15 protein-coding genes are annotated in these 16,760 nt (G+C 73.6%); 8 read left to right on the top strand and 7 right to left on the bottom strand.

The features are described 5' to 3' along the window. Positions 1–70: 70 nt before the first annotated feature. The 3 genes from AB0C17_RS02770 (at position 71) to AB0C17_RS02760 (ending at position 3,053) form a co-directional block, all read left to right on the top strand. Positions 71–1,627: a hypothetical protein gene (locus AB0C17_RS02770; RefSeq protein ID WP_357476346.1), complete on the top strand. Its 1,557-nt coding sequence runs from the start codon at positions 71–73 to the stop codon at positions 1,625–1,627. Positions 1,628–1,748: 121 nt separating this feature from the next. Further along, on the top strand, positions 1,749–2,654 hold the full coding sequence (locus AB0C17_RS02765) for a hypothetical protein (RefSeq protein ID WP_357385991.1): 906 nt from the start codon (positions 1,749–1,751) through the stop codon (positions 2,652–2,654). Between the two features lie 87 nt (positions 2,655–2,741). Further along, positions 2,742–3,053: a hypothetical protein gene (locus tag AB0C17_RS02760; protein ID WP_357385989.1), complete on the top strand. Its 312-nt coding sequence runs from the start codon at positions 2,742–2,744 to the stop codon at positions 3,051–3,053. A 21-nt stretch (positions 3,054–3,074) separates the two neighbouring features. Here the strand turns inward: AB0C17_RS02760 and dacB are convergent, their stop codons facing one another. After that, positions 3,075–4,658: a D-alanyl-D-alanine carboxypeptidase/D-alanyl-D-alanine-endopeptidase gene (dacB, locus tag AB0C17_RS02755; RefSeq protein WP_357476344.1), complete on the bottom strand. Its 1,584-nt coding sequence runs from the start codon at positions 4,656–4,658 to the stop codon at positions 3,075–3,077. Between the two features lie 314 nt (positions 4,659–4,972). Here dacB and AB0C17_RS02750 point away from each other — a divergent pair, with 314 nt between their 5' ends. Then, positions 4,973–5,254: an iron-sulfur cluster biosynthesis family protein gene (locus AB0C17_RS02750; protein ID WP_357476342.1), complete on the top strand. Its 282-nt coding sequence runs from the start codon at positions 4,973–4,975 to the stop codon at positions 5,252–5,254. Between the two features lie 2 nt (positions 5,255–5,256). On the opposite strand, the gene AB0C17_RS02745 is transcribed toward AB0C17_RS02750, so the two are convergent. Then, on the bottom strand, positions 5,257–6,231 hold the full coding sequence (locus tag AB0C17_RS02745) for a hypothetical protein (RefSeq protein WP_357476416.1): 975 nt from the start codon (positions 6,229–6,231) through the stop codon (positions 5,257–5,259). 352 nt (positions 6,232–6,583) lie between these two features. On the opposite strand from AB0C17_RS02745, the gene AB0C17_RS02740 reads away from it, so the two are divergent. After that, positions 6,584–6,976, top strand: coding sequence for a cupin domain-containing protein (locus AB0C17_RS02740; protein WP_013284343.1), 393 nt, complete (start codon positions 6,584–6,586; stop codon positions 6,974–6,976). 34 nt (positions 6,977–7,010) lie between these two features. Here the strand turns inward: AB0C17_RS02740 and AB0C17_RS02735 are convergent, their stop codons facing one another. Continuing rightward, a complete protein-coding gene (locus AB0C17_RS02735) occupies positions 7,011–8,192 on the bottom strand; it encodes a threonine synthase (RefSeq protein WP_357385982.1) in 1,182 nt (393 codons plus the stop codon). Positions 8,193–8,200: 8 nt separating this feature from the next. Next, entirely contained in the window at positions 8,201–9,235 is a 1,035-nt protein-coding gene (locus tag AB0C17_RS02730; protein WP_357466907.1) for a DNA polymerase ligase N-terminal domain-containing protein, read from the bottom strand. Positions 9,236–9,313: 78 nt separating this feature from the next. Between AB0C17_RS02730 and AB0C17_RS02725 the strand changes: the two genes are divergently transcribed. Then, positions 9,314–10,096, top strand: a complete 783-nt coding sequence (locus tag AB0C17_RS02725; protein ID WP_357385978.1) for an aldo/keto reductase — start codon at positions 9,314–9,316, stop codon at positions 10,094–10,096. Positions 10,097–10,156: 60 nt separating this feature from the next. On the opposite strand, the gene AB0C17_RS02720 is transcribed toward AB0C17_RS02725, so the two are convergent. After that, positions 10,157–11,293, bottom strand: a complete 1,137-nt coding sequence (locus tag AB0C17_RS02720) for a cellulose binding domain-containing protein (RefSeq protein WP_357466910.1) — start codon at positions 11,291–11,293, stop codon at positions 10,157–10,159. A 328-nt stretch (positions 11,294–11,621) separates the two neighbouring features. Here AB0C17_RS02720 and AB0C17_RS02715 point away from each other — a divergent pair, with 328 nt between their 5' ends. Both AB0C17_RS02715 and ctaD read left to right on the top strand, forming a co-directional pair. Next, complete coding sequence (locus tag AB0C17_RS02715) at positions 11,622–12,728, top strand: FAD-dependent monooxygenase (RefSeq protein ID WP_357476340.1); 1,107 nt, start codon at positions 11,622–11,624, stop codon at positions 12,726–12,728. Between the two features lie 126 nt (positions 12,729–12,854). Further along, positions 12,855–14,612, top strand: coding sequence for a cytochrome c oxidase subunit I (gene ctaD, locus AB0C17_RS02710; protein ID WP_357385972.1), 1,758 nt, complete (start codon positions 12,855–12,857; stop codon positions 14,610–14,612). Between the two features lie 284 nt (positions 14,613–14,896). On the opposite strand, the gene AB0C17_RS02705 is transcribed toward ctaD, so the two are convergent. Both AB0C17_RS02705 and AB0C17_RS02700 read right to left on the bottom strand, forming a co-directional pair. Next, positions 14,897–16,138, bottom strand: a complete 1,242-nt coding sequence (locus AB0C17_RS02705; protein WP_357466918.1) for an MFS transporter — start codon at positions 16,136–16,138, stop codon at positions 14,897–14,899. A 39-nt stretch (positions 16,139–16,177) separates the two neighbouring features. Then, positions 16,178–16,759 (bottom strand): isochorismatase family protein, encoded by a 582-nt coding sequence (locus AB0C17_RS02700; RefSeq protein WP_357385968.1) that lies wholly within the window; start codon positions 16,757–16,759, stop codon positions 16,178–16,180. Position 16,760 lies beyond the last annotated feature (1 nt).

Below are 16,760 nucleotides of genomic sequence, written 5' to 3'. Positions count from 1 at the left end.
TTCTGTGTCATCCTCCCTACGGCGAGCCACGGGGCCGGGCCGCTCGCCGCCGGTGGCCGAGGGAGGGTCGGTGGCTGAGGACGACATCGCGCGGACCGGAATCCGGGTCGGGGGTTGGCTGCCCACGCCGGACGATTCGGCAGACGCGCCGGAGCGGCCCGCCGGTCCACGCCGCCTGCCCGGGGACGCGGAGCCCGCCGCACCCCGTTCGGCGGCCGACGGCGACCGTCCACCGGCCGACGCGCCCGATCCGGTGACCGTCCGCGATCTGGAACCGCCCGGTACCGCTGAATGGCCGCCGCCACGCACCGCCGGACCGCCGACGCCCGAGCTGCCCGCCTCAGGCCCGCTCCCCGCCGACGTGCCCGCGCCCACCCCACCCGCGACGACTCCGCTCGCGCCCGGCCCGCCGGCTCCTGGTCCGCTGGCTTCTGGTCCGCTCGCTCCGGGTCCGCTCGCCACCGGGGCAGGTGTACCGGCCGGGCCCGAGCCGCGACCGAACCCGCCCGGCGGCCGGGTGCCGCTGGTCGGGCCGGCTCCGATCGGGCTGCACCTGTCCGCTGCGTCGCCGGTTCGGGCGGGCGCCTCACACGATCCGGCCGAACCCGGCCCGTCGCACGAGGCCGACGTGGAGGCGAGACCAGGCCGGCACTCCGCCCCGGAGAGCATCCCGGCGCGACTCGCCGACCTGGCCGGCCGGATCGGCGTGCGGCTGAGCGTCGTGGGCCGGGCGGCGAAAGATCGGCTCCCCGCTTCGGGCCGGGCGGCGAAGACCCGGCCGAGCCCGATCGCCGGCCCGGCGCGTCGGCCCGCGCCCGATGCCCCGGCCACCCGGGTCGCCGCGGCCCGGGCCCGGCGCCGACGCCGGCGTGCCGTACTGGCGGCGGTGGCCGTGACCGGGCTGGTGGCCGCGCTCGCGTACGCCGCCCGGTCGCCGGGGACGCCGCCGCTGATCCGGGAAACCGCGCCGGTCGCGGCACCCAGCGAACAGGCGCCCACAGCACAGGCGCCCAGCGCGCAGGCGCCGCCCTCAAAGCAAGCAGCGGGTGAGCAGGCGCCGGTCACCGGTGACCCGGTGTCGCCCGGCGGTCCACTGCTCGACGTGGACCTGGTGCCGCTGCCCGGGACGGTGTCGCTCACCGCGCTCGGTACGCGGGACTGGCGGCACTGGGGCGGCTCCGGCGCGGACAGCTTCCATCGCAAGGCGGGCGGCACGGGTGAGATCCAGGATCCGGGCGGCGAGCGGCTGGAGCACAACGCGGGCGCCAGCGATCTCCAATGGACCGACGGCACGCCGACCGCCGCCCAGGAGGGCACCCGCGCGGGGGTCTTCCAGCGCGGCGCCGGCAAGAGCTTCACGCTCGGCGTGGCCGGGAGCGGGGAGCCGCGTACGGTCCGGTTGTTCGTCGGCACGTTCTCGGCCGGCGCGCGGCTGGACCTGTCGCTGTCCAGCGGCGGCGATCCCGCCGTCCGCGAGGTCGCCCTCGCCGCGGGTGACCGCTTCTACCAGTACGTCATCCGCTTCCGGGCGACGCCGGGGGAGCGGCTGCTGATCAGGTGGCAGGCCCTGACGGTGACCGGCGGGCAGAACGACGGGGTGGCGTTGCAGGCGATCACGGTAAGCTGAGCGGCCCGGTGGCCGGCCGTGAGGTAACGAACTGGAAACTCCCGTCGCTCGACATGTGGCGCGAACTCTCTTCCGGTGACACCGTGAAGCCCGTCACGCTCCGGTCGTATCGGACGGTGCGGTGACCGAAGTGGAGGGTGTGGTGGGCCAGGAGGACCGTCCGCGTACCGGCCCCGGATCGCATCGGCACGGCCTTCCGCGTACCCGGTCCGCGCTGCGCCGGCTGCGCCGTCGGCGGCGGTTGATGCTGGAAGGGTTGGCCGCGGTCCTCTGCCTGGCGGCGCTGGCGTTCTATCTCGGCGGGGAACGGCACGAGGCGCCGCGCGAGGAGCACGCCGGGTTGCCCGTCGCTCCGCCCGGCCCGGTCGGGTTGCCGAACGAGGCCGGCGAGACGGTGGTCAACCCGGGGCTGCGCCCCCGGCAGCGGCCGCCGTCGCCGAGCCCGTCGCCGTCCACGCCGTCGCCGTCGCCGCCGAGCGCGCTGCCGCCGACCGTCACGGTCACCCGCGCGGAGGTGCCCGCCACCGTCGACCTCACGGCCGCCGGCCCCACCGACTGGGTCCACTGGGGGCTCATCGGCGCCGACCGGGCGGTCCGCAAGCGGGGCGGCTCCGGTGAGATCCGCGACGAGGGCGGCCGGGGGCGGCGGGAGAGCTTCAGCAACAACCCGGAGGCGTACGCCTGGGGCGACGGCGCCCCTGTCGCCTCGGCGAGCGGCACCATGTCCGGCGTCTACACCTGCCACCGGGGCAGCGGGTTCAACCTGGCGGTGGCCGCCGACGGGAGCCCGCGAACGGTGCGTCTGTACGCCGGGCTCTGGATGGCCCGTGGCCGCCTCGACGTGCGCGTCTCCACCGGCGGCCCGGTGACCACGCTGCGGATGGAGGATCCGCACACCGCGCTCACCACCGAGTTCACCGTCAGGTTCCGCGCCCCGCGCGGCGCGAAGCTGCTGCTGAACTGGACCGTGGAGGAGTCACTGGGCGACTGCGGCAACGTCAGCCTCCAGGCGGTGGCGCTGCGCTGAGCGGGGACAGTTTGTCCGTCGCCTACCCGGCCGGGCGTCGTAGGTTTCCGTTGCCACGTCCGACCATCCTCTGTGGAGGCCCGACCGATGACCGGCTCTGCCCCCGTCGTCCCCGCCCGCCCGCGTAGCGACGCCGACGTGCCGCGCGAGATCCCGATGCCGCCGTACGTGACGGTCGAGGACGTCCAGTTCGCGGTGCGGGCGGTGGTGGTGCACGCGCCCCGGACCTGGTCGGGTGGGACCGTCTGCCGCAACGACGCCAGCCCGCACCCGTGCCGCCTGCACCGGTGGGGCCGGCGGGTGCTCACCCTGCGCGGGCTGCCGCCGGCCGAGATCGACGCGCTCGTCGAGCGGGGCGATCCCGGGGCCGGCCCGCGCCCGTACCGCCCCGGCGCCTGAGCGCCGGGGCGGCCCGGCCGGTCAGCAGAGCGCGGGCTTCACCCAGGAGCACTCCCGCCCCTCCGGCACGCGCGGCGAGTCCGGCGCGGTGGGCACCGTCCGCCGGGCGGTCGCCGTCTCCTTCTCGGTGTACGCGGCCAGCGCGATCGCGATCTGGTCCTCCAGCCCCTTCACCGACGAGGTGAGGTAGTTGTTCAGCACGATCGAGAAGGCGAGCAGCCGCCCGTCGGCGTCGGTGACGTAACCGGAGAGCGCCGACGCCCCGGTCAGGCTGCCCGTCTTGGCGTGCACGTTGTTCGCGGCGGGCGTGCCGCCCATCCGGCTGCGCAGCGTCCCGCCCACGAACCGGTCCGGGTTGCCGGCCACCGGCAGCGCGGCGTACCAGGTGTCGAACCAGGGTTCGGCGCGGACCGCCGAGAGCAGCGTGACGAACTGGGCCGGCGGGACGAAGTTGCGCCGGGACAGGCCGGACCCGTCGCGCTGGCGCAGCGTGCCGGTGTCCACCCCGGCGTCGCCCACGTACCCGCTGATCGCGGAGAGGCCGGCGGCCCAGGTCCCGGAACCGGACAGCTGCCGGCCCAGTTCCTTCGTCAGCACCTCGGCGTGCCCGTTGTTGGAGAGCTTGAGGAACGGCACCATCAGGTCGGCCAGCGGCATCGAGTCGTGCCGGGCGAGCGGCTTGGCGGTGTCCGGGGTGGCGCTGCCGAGCACGGTCCGGCCGAGCACCCGTACGCCGTGCCGCCGCAGCGCGGAGCGGAACACGTCGGCGGCGTACCCGGTCGGTTCCCAGACGGTCACCCAGTCGCTCTCGGCTGCCTCGCCGACCGCGATCTGGCCGGTCACCACCACGGTGTTGCCGCCGTGCTCGCGTTCGAAGGAGATTGTGGTCTCGCCGTCGGCGACCGTCTCGGCCCGGTTGTCGATGCGCAGCCAGCCGTTCTCCGGCGTCATGGTGATCTTCGGGCGGGCTCCCTCCCGGGTGCCCGGCGCGGCGCGCACGATCACGGTGCCGGCGTCGTAGTCGGTGTCCGGGGCCACCGTGAGCGCGGACACCTGGGCGGCGTAGTAGTAGGGCTCGTCGTCCCAGGTCCAGTCCGGACCGAGCCGGTCGCGGTCGTACCGGGTGTCGTCAGCGACCAGGTCGCCCGCGACCACCCGTACGCCCGCCGCCGCGACCTGCTGGGCGAGCCGGTCGTAGTCGGCGGCGAGGATGGTCGGGTCGCCACCGCCGCGCAGGTAGAGGTCGCCGGAGAGCATCCCGGCGTGGCGCTGCCCGTCGGTGCTGACCTCGGTGGCGAAGCGGTGGCCCGGGCCGAGCAGCTCCATCGCCGCGGCCGAGGTGAGCAGCTTGGTGTTGGAGGCGGGGATGAGCCGGCGGGTGCCGTTGCGGTCGTAGAGCGTGCGGCCGGTGGTGGTGTCGACGACGACCACGCCCGCCTGGGCCCCGTTGAGCCGGCTGTCGGCGAGGACCGCGTCGATGGTGGCGTGCAGCCGGGTCTGCGCGGGGGTGGGCGCTTCGGCGGTGGCGGTGGTGGTGCCGGCGGTGGCCGCGGTGGCGACCAGCACCAGCACCGCCAGCGTCCGGGGGAATAGGCGACGATCCATGTGCAGATGCTGCCATGGAGATTTCCTGCGGAGAAGACTCCCGCGTGAAAGGTTATTTGCGGGGCCGGCGCGGACACCGCGAACGCGGGGAGTTCCCCGGCCGGGCCGGGGGAAACCCCTGTTCACCGGGGAGCGGCCGATCATCGGGTTCCGTTTGACGGATGACCGGGCAGCGGGCACGGTGGGGGTGAGGGCGGTGGAACGCCCTGCCTCCAGCGCGGCGAGAACCTGTTCCGCCCGCTTCCGGGTCGCGAGCCGACCGCGTGGGCCGTGTCGCCCGCGGAACCCGACATCCAGCCATGAGGAGTTCAGCCATGCTGACCATGACCGACAACGCCGTCCTGGTGATCCGTGACCTCGCCGCCCAGCAGGACGTCGCCGACGCCGGTGGGCTGCGCATCGCCGCCGACACCGACGCCGGTTCGCTCTCGATCGAGCTGGTGCCGCAGCCGGCGCAGGGCGACCAGGTGGTGGACACCGAAGGGGCGCGCATCTTCCTCGACTCCGACGCGGCCGAGCTGCTGAACGACACGTCGGTGGACGCGGTCGTCGACGAGGAGGGCGTGGTGCAGTTCGGGTTCACCGAGCAGGAGTGAGCTCAGCCGGCGCGCTGGTCCGGTTCCGGCCGGACCAGCGCGGCCAGCACGTGCGCCAGATGGTGCGAGGTGCTCCACGCGATCCAGTTGGCGGGTGAGCCCGCGCCGGCGCCCCGCCGCGCCCGCCGGACGACCTCGTGGTCGCCCCAGGAGAAGCCGGCCCCGGCCGGTGACCAGTGCGGCGCGGTGGTCAGCGTGCGGCACAGGTCGGCGAACCGGTCGTCGGCCCGGCCGCCGCGCCGCGACCAGCGGTAGACCCACCATGCCTCGTCGTCGGCCCAGCGCAGCGTCGGTGCCCGGTCGCCCGGCTCGTCCGCGTCCCGTACCGCGCAGCCCACGCCGTAGTCGCCGTAACCGAGGCGCAGGTCGGCCAGGCGCCGCCAGAGCGACCAGTCGTGGCGGTCCAGCCGGACCGGCTCGTCCACCGGCAGCCGGGACAGGGCCGGCGGCATCCCGCCGGCCGCCACCGTCACCGAACGCCAGGCGTGCCGCAGTGCCCACTGCGCGGCCCGCCGGAGCCGCGGTTCGGCCAGCCGGACGTCGGCCCGGCAGCACACGTCCCCGGCGTCGAGCAGCAGGTCGCACTGCTCGGGCAGCAGGCCGGTCACCCGCCACACCCGTTCCGCCGCCGCGGTGGCCGCGTCCGGTCCGGCGCGGTCCGGGCCGACCCGCAACCGGACGACCGCGTGGTGCGCCCAGGCCCGGGCCGCCGCGCCGTGCGCGGCCAGCCGCCGGTCACTGTCCGCGAGACCGATCACCGGCACCAGCGGTACGCCCCAGCGGACCGGATCGTGTTCCGGGGCGTCCGGCAGCGCCGACACGTCGACCGCGCACAGCAGCCCGTCCGGCAGCCGGGTCAGGCCGTCCACGATGGACGGGCTGCCCGCCGGGACGTCGAGGACCGGTGCGACGAGCGCGGCGGAGGCGTCGTCCAGATGGGCCAGCGCCTCCAGCTCCCCACGCCGCGCGGCCAGCACCGGACGGTAGACCGTCGGCCGACCTCGGAGCGGCACCATACTTCAGAGTAACCAGGGGGCTGCGCCGCGTCAGGCTCTAGCGGGGGAACCGGCGAGAGGCCGTCCGGGCGCGGAGACGAGCGCACGGCGCCGCACGACCTCCGGTCGTAACGTCGCCGCGCTCCGGCCGTCTCCCGCCACCGCAGCCGTACGGCGGTACGCCGACGGGGACCTGGCTCGACCGGCCAGCACCGCACCGGTCTTGTCGGGAGCACATGCCCCTTCCGGAGGGAGCCAAACCCGCCGGGCGTGGGGAATTCCACCATCTGCCACTCCCGGCGTGGCGGGCGCGTGATCGGGGTATGAGCGAGCCATGGAGCATTTCACGATCGCGACAGTCGCCGAGAAGAGTCCCGACTTCCGCCGCGTGCTCTGGACCGGGGAGCACACCCAGCTGGTCATCATGACCATTCCGCCGGGCGGCGAGATCGGCGAGGAGGTGCACGAGGGCATCGACCAGATCCTCACCTTCGTCAGCGGCACCGGCGAGGCGCGGGTGGCCGGTGAGAAGAAGGAGGTCGTCTCCGGCGACCTGGTGGTCGTGCCGGCCGGCACGAAGCACAACTTCGTCAACACCGGACCGAACCCGCTGGTGCTCTACACCGTCTACGGCCCGCCGGAGCACGCCGACGGCGCGGTGCACAAGACGAAGGAGGAGGCGGACGCCGCCGAGGAGGCGGGCGAGGACGAGCCGCCCACCTCCTGAACCCCAGCCGAGCGGGGCGCCACGACCGCGCAGGTCAGACGGGCGCCCCGCTGTGCACCAGGCCCGGGTACTTGACACCGGCCCCGGTGTTGAGCACCACCACGCGCTCCCCGGGCCGGATCCAGCCGCCCGCACGCAGGTGCCGGGTGGCGGTCAGGCACGCCGCGCCCTCCGGGCAGAGCAGCAGCCCCTCCCGGGCGGCGAAGTCACGCAGGTCGGTGAGGATCTCCGCGTCGTCAACGGCGATCGCGGTGCCGGCGCTCTCCCGCAGCGCGGACAGGACCAGCTCGTCACCGAGCGGGGCGGGCACCGTGATGCCGAACGCGACTGTGTGCGCGTCCGCCCACGGGGTGGCCCGGTCCTCGCCGGCCGCGAACGCCCGTACGATCGGCGCGCACCCGGTCGACTGCACCGCCACCAGCCGGGGCAGCCGGTCCTCCACCCAGCCCAGCTCGCGCAGCTCGTGCAGCGCCTTGTGGATGCCGATCAGCCCGACGCCCCCGCCGGTGGGATAGACGATCACGTCGGGCACCTGCCAGCCGAGCTGCTCGACGATCTCGTACCCCATGGTCTTCTTGCCCTCCAGGCGGTAGGGCTCGCGCAGCGTGCCGGCGTCGAAGATCCCGCCGTCCGATCCGGCGACCAGTTCGGCGATCTCCCGGCCCGCGTCGTTTATCAGGCCGTCGATGAGCCGCAGGTCGGCGCCGGCGGCGAGGCACTCCTCGCGGCAGATCGTCGGCGCGGCCAGCGGCATGGCGATCGTCGCGCCCATCCCGGCCCGCGCCGCGTAGGTGGCCCACGCCGCACCGGCGTTGCCGTTCGTGGGCATGGCGATCCGCCGCACGCCCAGCTCCCGGGCCCGGCTCACGCCCACCGACGCGCCGCGCGCCTTGAACGACCCGGTCGGGGTCAGCCCCTCGTCCTTGACGATCAGGTCCGCCACACCGATCTCGTGGCCGTACGCGGGCGCGCGCCACATCGGCGTCCAGCCCTCGCCCAGCGTCGTGACGCACCGGGGATCGGCCACCGGCAGCAGCTCGCGGTAGCGCCACAGGTCGGCCGGGCGCAGCCCGAACTGTTCCGGCGTGACGGTGGCGGCCACCGCGGCGAGGTCGTAGCGGGCCAGCAGCGGCGAGCCGCAGCCGCAGAGGTTCTGCAACACGTCGGCCGGATGTTCACGGCCGCAGCGCGGGCACTCCAGGTGCGTCAGATGCACGGTGGTCCTCAGCTCGCGTCGATGCTCAGCCAGTGCCGGCTGCGCCGGCCCGGCTCGTACGGGGAGTCGAGGCGTTTCGCCACCACTCCCGGGAGCCCCTGCTCACGTGCGGCCCGTAGGGCGTCCGCGCCGACTCCCGGGAACCACGGCGGAGTCTGCCAGTGCGGACCGGCGAGCGCCAGACCGTCGAGCAGGTCACGGCGTTGCGCGTACGGCACGTCGAGACTGGACACGCCCTCCAGCCAGAGCAGGTCGACGGCGAGGAACTGCCCGTCGCGCCGGGTCGGCGCGCGGACCCGCCCGGCCGGGTCGATCCGGACCAGCACGCCGTCGAGCACCGCCTCCGCCGGGGCCAGCGCCTCGGCCATCGCCCGCGCCCAGGGGTACGAGCCGGTGATCTCCGTGTCGTCGCCGTCGAGCAGCCGCAGCCGGCCGCCGGAGACGTACGCCATCGCGCGCACGCCCGCCCAGCGCGGCTCGTACCCCCAGGCGGCGGCGTCGCGTGGCAGCCGCCCGCCCTGCGCGGCGAGCATCGGGCGGACCAGTTCGGGCATCGGCGTCCAGCCCTCCGGCGCCGGGTCGGTGCGCCTGATCATCCAGTCCCGGCCCCGGCCACCGGTGGCGAACAGGACGTACCGTCCCTTCGTGCGCTCGCCGTCGAGCACCACTATCACCTCGTCGTCGCGCCACTTCTCCGCGCGGTAGGTGCCGGTGTCGTGCACTGTCATCCGCCCGCCGCCGTACTCCCCGGCGGGGATCTCGCCGTGGAACGTCAGGTATTCCATCGGGTGGTCCTCGGTGTGCACGGCCAGGTGGTTGCGGCCCGGGTCGCGGGGCAGGCCGCGCGGGACCGCCCAGGAGGCCAGCACGCCGTCGTGCTCCAGCCGCAGGTCCCAGTGCAGGCTCCGGGCGTGGTGCTGCTGGATGACGAAGCGTGGCGCGCGCCGCGCGGACCGCTTCCGGCCCCGCACCCGCTCGGGCACCGGTTCCGGGGTACGCGCGGCGTCCCGTTTCCGCCGGTACTCCTCCAGCCGGTCCGCCATCCCCGCATCCTCCCCCAGACGTGCCGTACGCGCCGGGATGCCGGTGTGTGCGCGGCGAACCGGGGTAGAACGGGGGACATGGACCTCGATCAGCCCACCCTCCCGCTCGCCGGTGACGTCCGGATCCCGCTGCTCGGCTTCGGCACGTGGCAGGCCACCGGCGAGGCCGGGTTCCAGGCGGTGCTCGCCGCGCTGGACGCCGGCTACCGGCACATCGACACGGCCACCATGTACGGCAACGAGAAGGAGGTGGGCCGGGCGGTCCAGGAGAGCGGGCTGCGCCGGGAGGACGTCTTCATCACCACCAAGCTGCCGCCGGACCGGGTGGGCCGGGAGCGCGAGACGATCGAGGCCAGCCTGGCCGCCCTGGACACCGACTACGTCGACCTGTGGCTGGTGCACTGGCCGCCGTCCGCGCCCGGCGACAGCATCCCGGTGTGGCGGGAGATGCTTGCCGCGCGGGACGAGAACATGGCCCGCACGGTCGGGGTGAGCAACTACTCGACCGATCAGATCGACGAGCTGATCCAGGCCACCGAGGAGACGCCCGCGGTGAACCAGATCCGCTGGAGCCCGGCGCTGTACGACAGGCACACGCACGCCGCCCACCGGGACCGGGGCGTGGCGCTGGAGGGGTACAGCCCGTTCAAGGCCAGCGACCTGTCCGACCCGGTGCTGGTCCGCATCGCCCAGGCGCACGACGTGTCACCGGCCCAGGTGGTGCTGCGCTGGCACATCGACCACGAGATCGTGGTCATCCCGAAGTCGGTCACGCCGGAGCGGATCCGGGCCAACATCGACGTGTTCGGGTTCTCGCTGACCGCCGAGGAGATGCGCGACATCGACGCGCTCGCCGGCTGAGGCGTACCGGGAGAGGGGGGCGCGGTCCGTCGCGGACCGCGCCCCCCTCGTGCGTGGTGGTCAGCCCCGGGCGCAGGTGGAGCCGTTGAGGGTGAAGCTGCTCGGCGCGGAGTAGCTGCCGTTCAGCGTCGCCTGGTAGCCGAAGCTGGTCGACGCGCCGGGTGCCAGCGTGCCGTTGTAGCCGGCGTTGCGGGCGGTCACCGCCGAGCCGCTCTGGCTCACCGTCGCGTTCCACGCGTTGGTGACGGTCTGCCCGGAGGGCAGGTTGTAGTTGAGCGTCCAGCCGTTGATCGTGCCGGAGCCGGTGTTCTTGACTGTCACGTCGGCGGTGAAGCCGTTGTTCCAGACGTTAGCCGCCTTGTAGGTGACGGTGCAGGACGCGCCGCCCGACGGCGGGGGCGTGGTCGGCGCCGACGTGGTCGGCGGCGGGTTGGAACCGCCGGTGTCGACGTTCTGGGAGAACGAGTTCACCGCCAGCCCGACGCCGCCCTGCCACGGCTCGAAGCCGGCCTGGATGCTGGTCAGGTACCAGTCACCTGTGATCGCGCCCCGGTTGCGGGTGTCGTTGATGAACGCCAGCGCGTCGAAGCTGAAGCTGGGGATGGCCGACGGCGCCACGTACGAGATGACGTTGTTGGAGCCGTTGCTGCCCCGCCAGACCTCCCAGGTCCGGCCGGCGATGCTGGCGTTGCCGACCACCGAGCCGATGGGCTGGATCGGGCCCTGCCGGTTGAGCCAGATCATGATCTCCATCTGGTTCACGCCGTCGCGCTTCGGCGACGGGTCGAGCCAGATGTCGTACGCGGCGTCGTAGATCGCGCCGCTGACGTAGTTGTAGCTGATGCTGGCCGGCGCGCTGCTGATGTTCTTCACCTGCACCGGGAGGTTCGTGCCGGGCGAGCAGTTGGTGTAGTGGCAGCCCACGAAGATAGACGGGTAGGAGACCGGCGCCCCGTTCGTCGGCGCGGAGCCGTCCGCGCGGGTGATGGAGAAGCCGGTCGAGGTGACGTTGATGCACTGCTGGGCACTGGTGCCCCAGCGGTTGTTCTGCACCACGTACTTGCCGCCGATCGTGGTCGAGCCGTACTGCTCGCAGATCTGGGTGTCGGCGGAGGCGGTGCCGCCGAGCGCGACGGCGACGAGGGTGCCGGCGGCGAGCAGCCCGGCCGCCGCGAGGGCCCTGAGTGGACGCTTCATGATGCTCCTTGGCTCGGCGCGGGACGGCGCCGTTAGGTCGGGGGTACGGGCGGGAGCGCTCCCACGATGCAAGGAATACATTTACATGTCTGAAATCATTGCGCAAATGCGCCGAGGTCGTTAACGCTCCGCGTCCGCCCGGTGGCGCGGGGGAGGGCCCCGGCCGCGCCCTTCCCCCAGATGGGGGCGGGATTCCTGCCGGTGGGACGGGGTGCGCCGCCGACCGGCGGCCCGCGCCAGGGCGCACGGACACTTCCGCCACCTGGTTGCGGCGAGTAATGTCTTGCCTCCAACGCGTTCCGATCCCCCTCCGGAGGCGTACCCCGTGATGGGTGGTTCCCCCCTGCGCATCCTCGTCGTCGGCGCGGGCATCGCCGGCCTCGCCGTGGCCCGGGCGCTACGCCTGGCGGGGTTCCGGCCCGACGTCACCGAGCGGCTGCCGCCCACCGAGTCGACCGAGACCGGCCTCTACCTACCGGGCAACGCCGCCCGGGCGATGCGCCGGCTCGACCTCGACGGGCCGCTGCGCCCGGTCGGCCAGGTGATCCACCGGCAGCGCTTCCTCGACGCCGGCGGGGCGCCGCTGTGCGAGGTCGACCTCGACGCGCTCTGGGCCGGCGTGGGGGAGTGCCGGGCGCTGCCCCGGGCCGAGCTGCACCGGGTGCTGCTCACCGGCGCCGGCGGCGCGGTGCGCCACGGCGCCGAGGTGAGCACCGTCGACCCGCTGCCCGGCCGGGTCGCCGTCGGCTTCACCGACGGCACCGGCGGCGAGTACGACCTGGTCGTCGGCGCCGACGGGCCCCGCTCGGCAGTGCGGACGCTCGCCGCGCTCGGCGGACCGCCACGCCCCGCCGGGCAGGTGGTCTACCGCGCCCTGGTGCGCGGCGGCCCCCGGATCGCGGACTGGACCGCCCTGCTCGGCCAGCGGGCCGGCTTCCTGGTGGTGCCGCTCAGCGCCGGGCGGCTCCACTGCTATGCCGACGAGGCCGGCACCGACCTGCCCGCCGACCCGCTCGCCCGCCTGCGCGAGCTGTTCGGCTCCTACGGCGGCCCGGTGCCCGAGGTGCTGGCCGCGCTGGAGACCGTGCACGTGGAGCGCACCGAGGAGGTCGAGTTGGGGCGCTGGTTCCACGGCCGGGTGCTGCTCGTCGGTGATGCCGCTCACGCCACCGCACCGACGTTGTCCCAGGGTGCGGCAATGGCGCTGGAGGACGCCGTCGTGCTCGCCGAGTCGCTGCGGGCCGCCGGCAGCGTCGAGGCCGCGCTGCTCGCGTACGAGAGCCGTCGCCGGCCGCGTACCCGCTGGGTGCGGGACCGGACCCGGGACCGCAACCGCACCCGCGACGTGCCGCCGGCGCTGCGCGACCCGTTGCTGCGCGGACGCGGCGGGCGGATCTTCCGGGAGCACTACCGGCTCCTGACCGGCCCCCTCTAGCGGGCCGAGATCGTAGCCGCCCACCCCACGCGGCGGGGCCACCTACCGGGGACTATCCTCCTTGCGGATGACGGCTGCGCCGATGACCAGCGCGCCGAGCGGGACAACCAGAACCGGAGGCCACTCGTGACCACCGTCGCACCCAAGCCGGTCGTGACCCGGCCCTGGCCGGTCCGCGAGCCGGTCAAGGGGTCGGCCCTCGCGCGGCTGCTGCGCACCACGGACGCGAAGCAGATCGGGATCATGTACATGGTCACCGCGTTCGTGTTCTTCATGATCGGCGGCCTGATGGCCCTGATCATGCGCGCGGAACTCGCGCAACCGGGCCTTCAGTTCCTGTCGCCCGAGCAGTACAACCAGCTCTTCACCATGCACGGCACGATCATGCTGCTGTTCTTCGCGACGCCGATCGTGTTCGCCTTCGCGAACTACGTGGTGCCGCTGCAGATCGGCGCGCCGGACGTGTCGTTCCCCCGGCTCAACGCCTTCGCGTACTGGCTGTACCTGTTCGGTGGCACGCTCGCCACGGCGGGCTTCATCGCCCCGGGCGGCGCTGCCGACTTCGGCTGGACCGCCTACACGCCGCTGAGCACCGCCGACCACGCCCCGGGCGTCGGCGCCAACATGTGGGTCGTCGGCCTGGCCATCTCCGGTCTGGGCACGATCCTCGGCGCGGTCAACCTGATCACCACGATCCTGACCCTGCGCGCGCCCGGCATGACCATGTTCCGGATGCCGATCTTCACCTGGAACATGCTGGTCACCAGCCTGCTGGCGATCCTGGTCTTCCCGCTGCTGGCCGCCGCGCTGTTCGCGCTCGCCGCGGACCGCCTGATGGGCGCCCACGTGTACGACCCGGCGACCGGCGGGCCGATGCTGTGGCAGCACCTGTTCTGGTTCTTCGGTCACCCCGAGGTGTACATCATCGCGCTGCCGTTCTTCGGCATCATCAGCGAGATCATCCCGGTCTTCTCCCGTAAGCCGATCTTCGGCTACAAGGGCCTGGTCGCCGCCACCGTCGCCATCGCCGCCCTGTCGATGAGCGTCTGGGCGCACCACATGTTCGCCACCGGCCAGGTGCTGCTGCCGTTCTTCAGCTTCCTGAGCTACCTGATCGCCGTGCCCACCGGTATGAAGTTCTTCAACTGGATCGGCACCATGTGGCGGGGTCAGATCACCTTCGAGACGCCGATGCTGTTCTCCATCGGCTTCCTGGTGACCTTCCTCTTCGGTGGTCTCACCGGTGTGCTGCTGGCCAGCCCGCCGCTCGACTTCCACCTGCACGACTCGTACTTCGTGGTGGCGCACTTCCACTACGTGCTGTTCGGCACGATCGTGTTCGCCGTGTTCGCCGGCATCTACTTCTGGTTCCCGAAGATGTTCGGCCGGATGCTCGACGAGCGCCTCGGAAAGATCCACTTCTGGCTGACCATGATCGGCTTCCACACCACGTTCCTGGTGCAGCACTGGCTGGGCAACGAGGGCATGCCGCGCCGGTACGCCGACTACCAGGCCGCCGACGGCTTCACCACGCTGAACACGATCTCCACGATCGGCGCGTTCATCACCGGTATCTCGACGCTGCCGTTCATCTGGAACTGCTGGAAGTCGTACAAGACCGGCCCGGTGGTCGAGGTCGACGACCCGTGGGGCCACGGCAATTCGCTCGAGTGGGCCACCAGCTCCCCGCCGCCGCTGCGCAACTTCGACCGCATGCCGCGTATCCGCTCCGAGCGGCCGGCGTTCGACGCGAAGTTCCCCGAGCTGGCCGCCGGGCAGAGCCTGGCCGGGCCGCCCGAGGGCGGCGCGAAGCCGCTGACCAGCGAGGTGAACGGTGGCGCCAGCTACCAGGAGGACACCGCGGGCAACCTCGACAAGCGCTGAGTACCGCGCAGCCACGTCGAACAGGGCGCCGCACTCCCTCACGGGGGTGCGGCGCCCGCCGCTTTCCCGGCCGGTTGCCCCCGGCTGGTTGCCCCGGCCGGTTGTCTCCGTTGATCATGAAGTTGACGGCAGTTCGTGTCCGTTATGTCGCCGCTAACCTCATGATCAGCGGTGCGGGGGTGGAGGGCAGGCGCCAGCTCGGGGAAGTGGGGGTGTCCGGGGCACGGGGAAACCAGCCACTTCCCCGTACTGGCTTCGCCCCGCTTCGAGGCGATGGCGGAGGGCTAGCGGGGAGCCAGGGCCAGGGCGGGGTCTGGAGTTGGGGTGGGGACCGGGGTGCGGCGGTGGCGCAGCTCTATCGGGAGCACCGCCACCGCCACCAGCGCGCCGATCGCACCGGTGACCACGAACCCCCACGCGGGCGCGGAGGCGTCGATCACCGCGCCGGCCAGCGGTGCGCCGAGCGCGATGCCGACCGTGACGGCGGAGCCGTGCAGGCCCATCGCCAGACCCCGGACGGAGGACGGGGCCAGCCGGCTGACCGCGTCGGAGGTGGACGCGATGGTGGGGGCGCAGAGCGCGCCGGCCGGAATCAGCGCCAGGCAGAGCAGCCACCAGTGCGACCCGCCCAGCCCCACCGGGATGGTGGTGAGGCTCAGCGCGGCCATCAGCGCCAGCGGGGAGAACGAGCGGCGTACCGCGCCGTAGGCGAAGCCACCTGCCAGCGAGGCGACCGCCCAGGCGGCCAGCACGGCGCCGGTCCAGCCGACCTCGCCACCGGAGCGGAGCACTGCCACCACCGCGACGTCGGTGCCGCCGAGCACCAGGGTGGCGGCGAGGCTGACGGCCAGGACGGCCAGCAGGCGCGGGGTGAGCCACTCGCGGCGGTGCACCGGGCGCGGCGGCCCGGCCGGCTCGTCGGCGGCCCGGATCGGCGGGTCGAGCAGCCAGAAGCAGATACCGGAGGCGACGATGCCGGCGCCGACCGCCCAGAGCGTCAGGCGCGGCGTGACGGCGGTGGCGAGGGCCACGGCGAGCGCCGGCCCGACCATGAACGACAACTCCACCGCCATCGAGTCGAGCGCGTACGCGGGGCGGCGCTTCTCCGCCGGCACGAGCGCGGCGATCGACTGGCGGACCATCGAGAAGATCGGCAGGGCGAGCAGCCCGGCGAGGAACGCGGCAGGCAGCAGCACCGGATACGACAGCGTGGGCGCGGCGGACCAGAACAGCGCCTCGGCGACAGTGGTGAGCACCAGCACCGGCCGGAGCCCTCGGCGGTCGATGAGCCGCCCGAGCAGCGGGGCGCCGACCGCCGCGCCGACCGTCGACGCGGCACCGACCAGGCCGGCGGCGCCGTAGCCGCGGCCCAGGTCGAGCACCACGTAGAAGGTGAGCGTCACCCCGGTGGCGGTGAGCGGCACCCGGGCCAGCACCGACACCAGCAGCAACGATCGGAGACCGGGCAGGGCGAGCGCCTCCCGGTAAGGCTTCAGATTCACGACGGTCCGTACCTCCGGCGCCATCCTGGGGCCGGGGTACGACACCCGCAAGCGATTACCGGGTCAAGCGGCGGTGATCACGGGCTCGCCGACCATCGTCACCCCGGCGCCGTCCAGCGCCCGCAGCGCCACGTCGAGCGTGTCCGGCGCGACGGCGGCGGTCAGGTCGAGCAGCACCGTGGTCCGGAAGCCCTCCCGGGCGGCGTCCAGGGCGGTCGCGCGCACGCAGTGGTCGGTGGCGATGCCGACCACGTCGACCCGGTCCACGTCGTGGCGTCGCAGCCAGTCGGCCAGGCACTCGCCGTCGGGGGCGTGGCCCTCGAAACCGGAGTACGCGGCCGCGTGCTCGCCCTTGTGGAAGATCACCTCGACCCGGTCGGTCGCCAGCTCGGGGTGGAACTCGGAGCCGGAGGTGCCGACCACGCAGTGCCGGGGCCAGGAGTCGACGTAGTCCGGCGGGTCGCCGAAGTGCGCGCCCGGGTCGACGTGGTAGTCCTTCGTCGCGACCACGTGGTCCCACCGCTCCGGCTCGGCGGCGAGCAGCCGGGAGATGCCGGCGGCCACCCCTGCCCCGCCGCCGACCGCGAGGGAGCCGCCCTCACAGAAGTCGTTCTGCACGTCCACGATGATCAGGGCGTTCGCCATC

It is taken from the genome of Micromonospora sp. NPDC048887 (assembly GCF_040649715.1).
Lineage (GTDB): Bacteria > Actinomycetota > Actinomycetes > Mycobacteriales > Micromonosporaceae > Micromonospora.
This window is presented reverse-complemented; position numbering and strand designations above follow the sequence as displayed.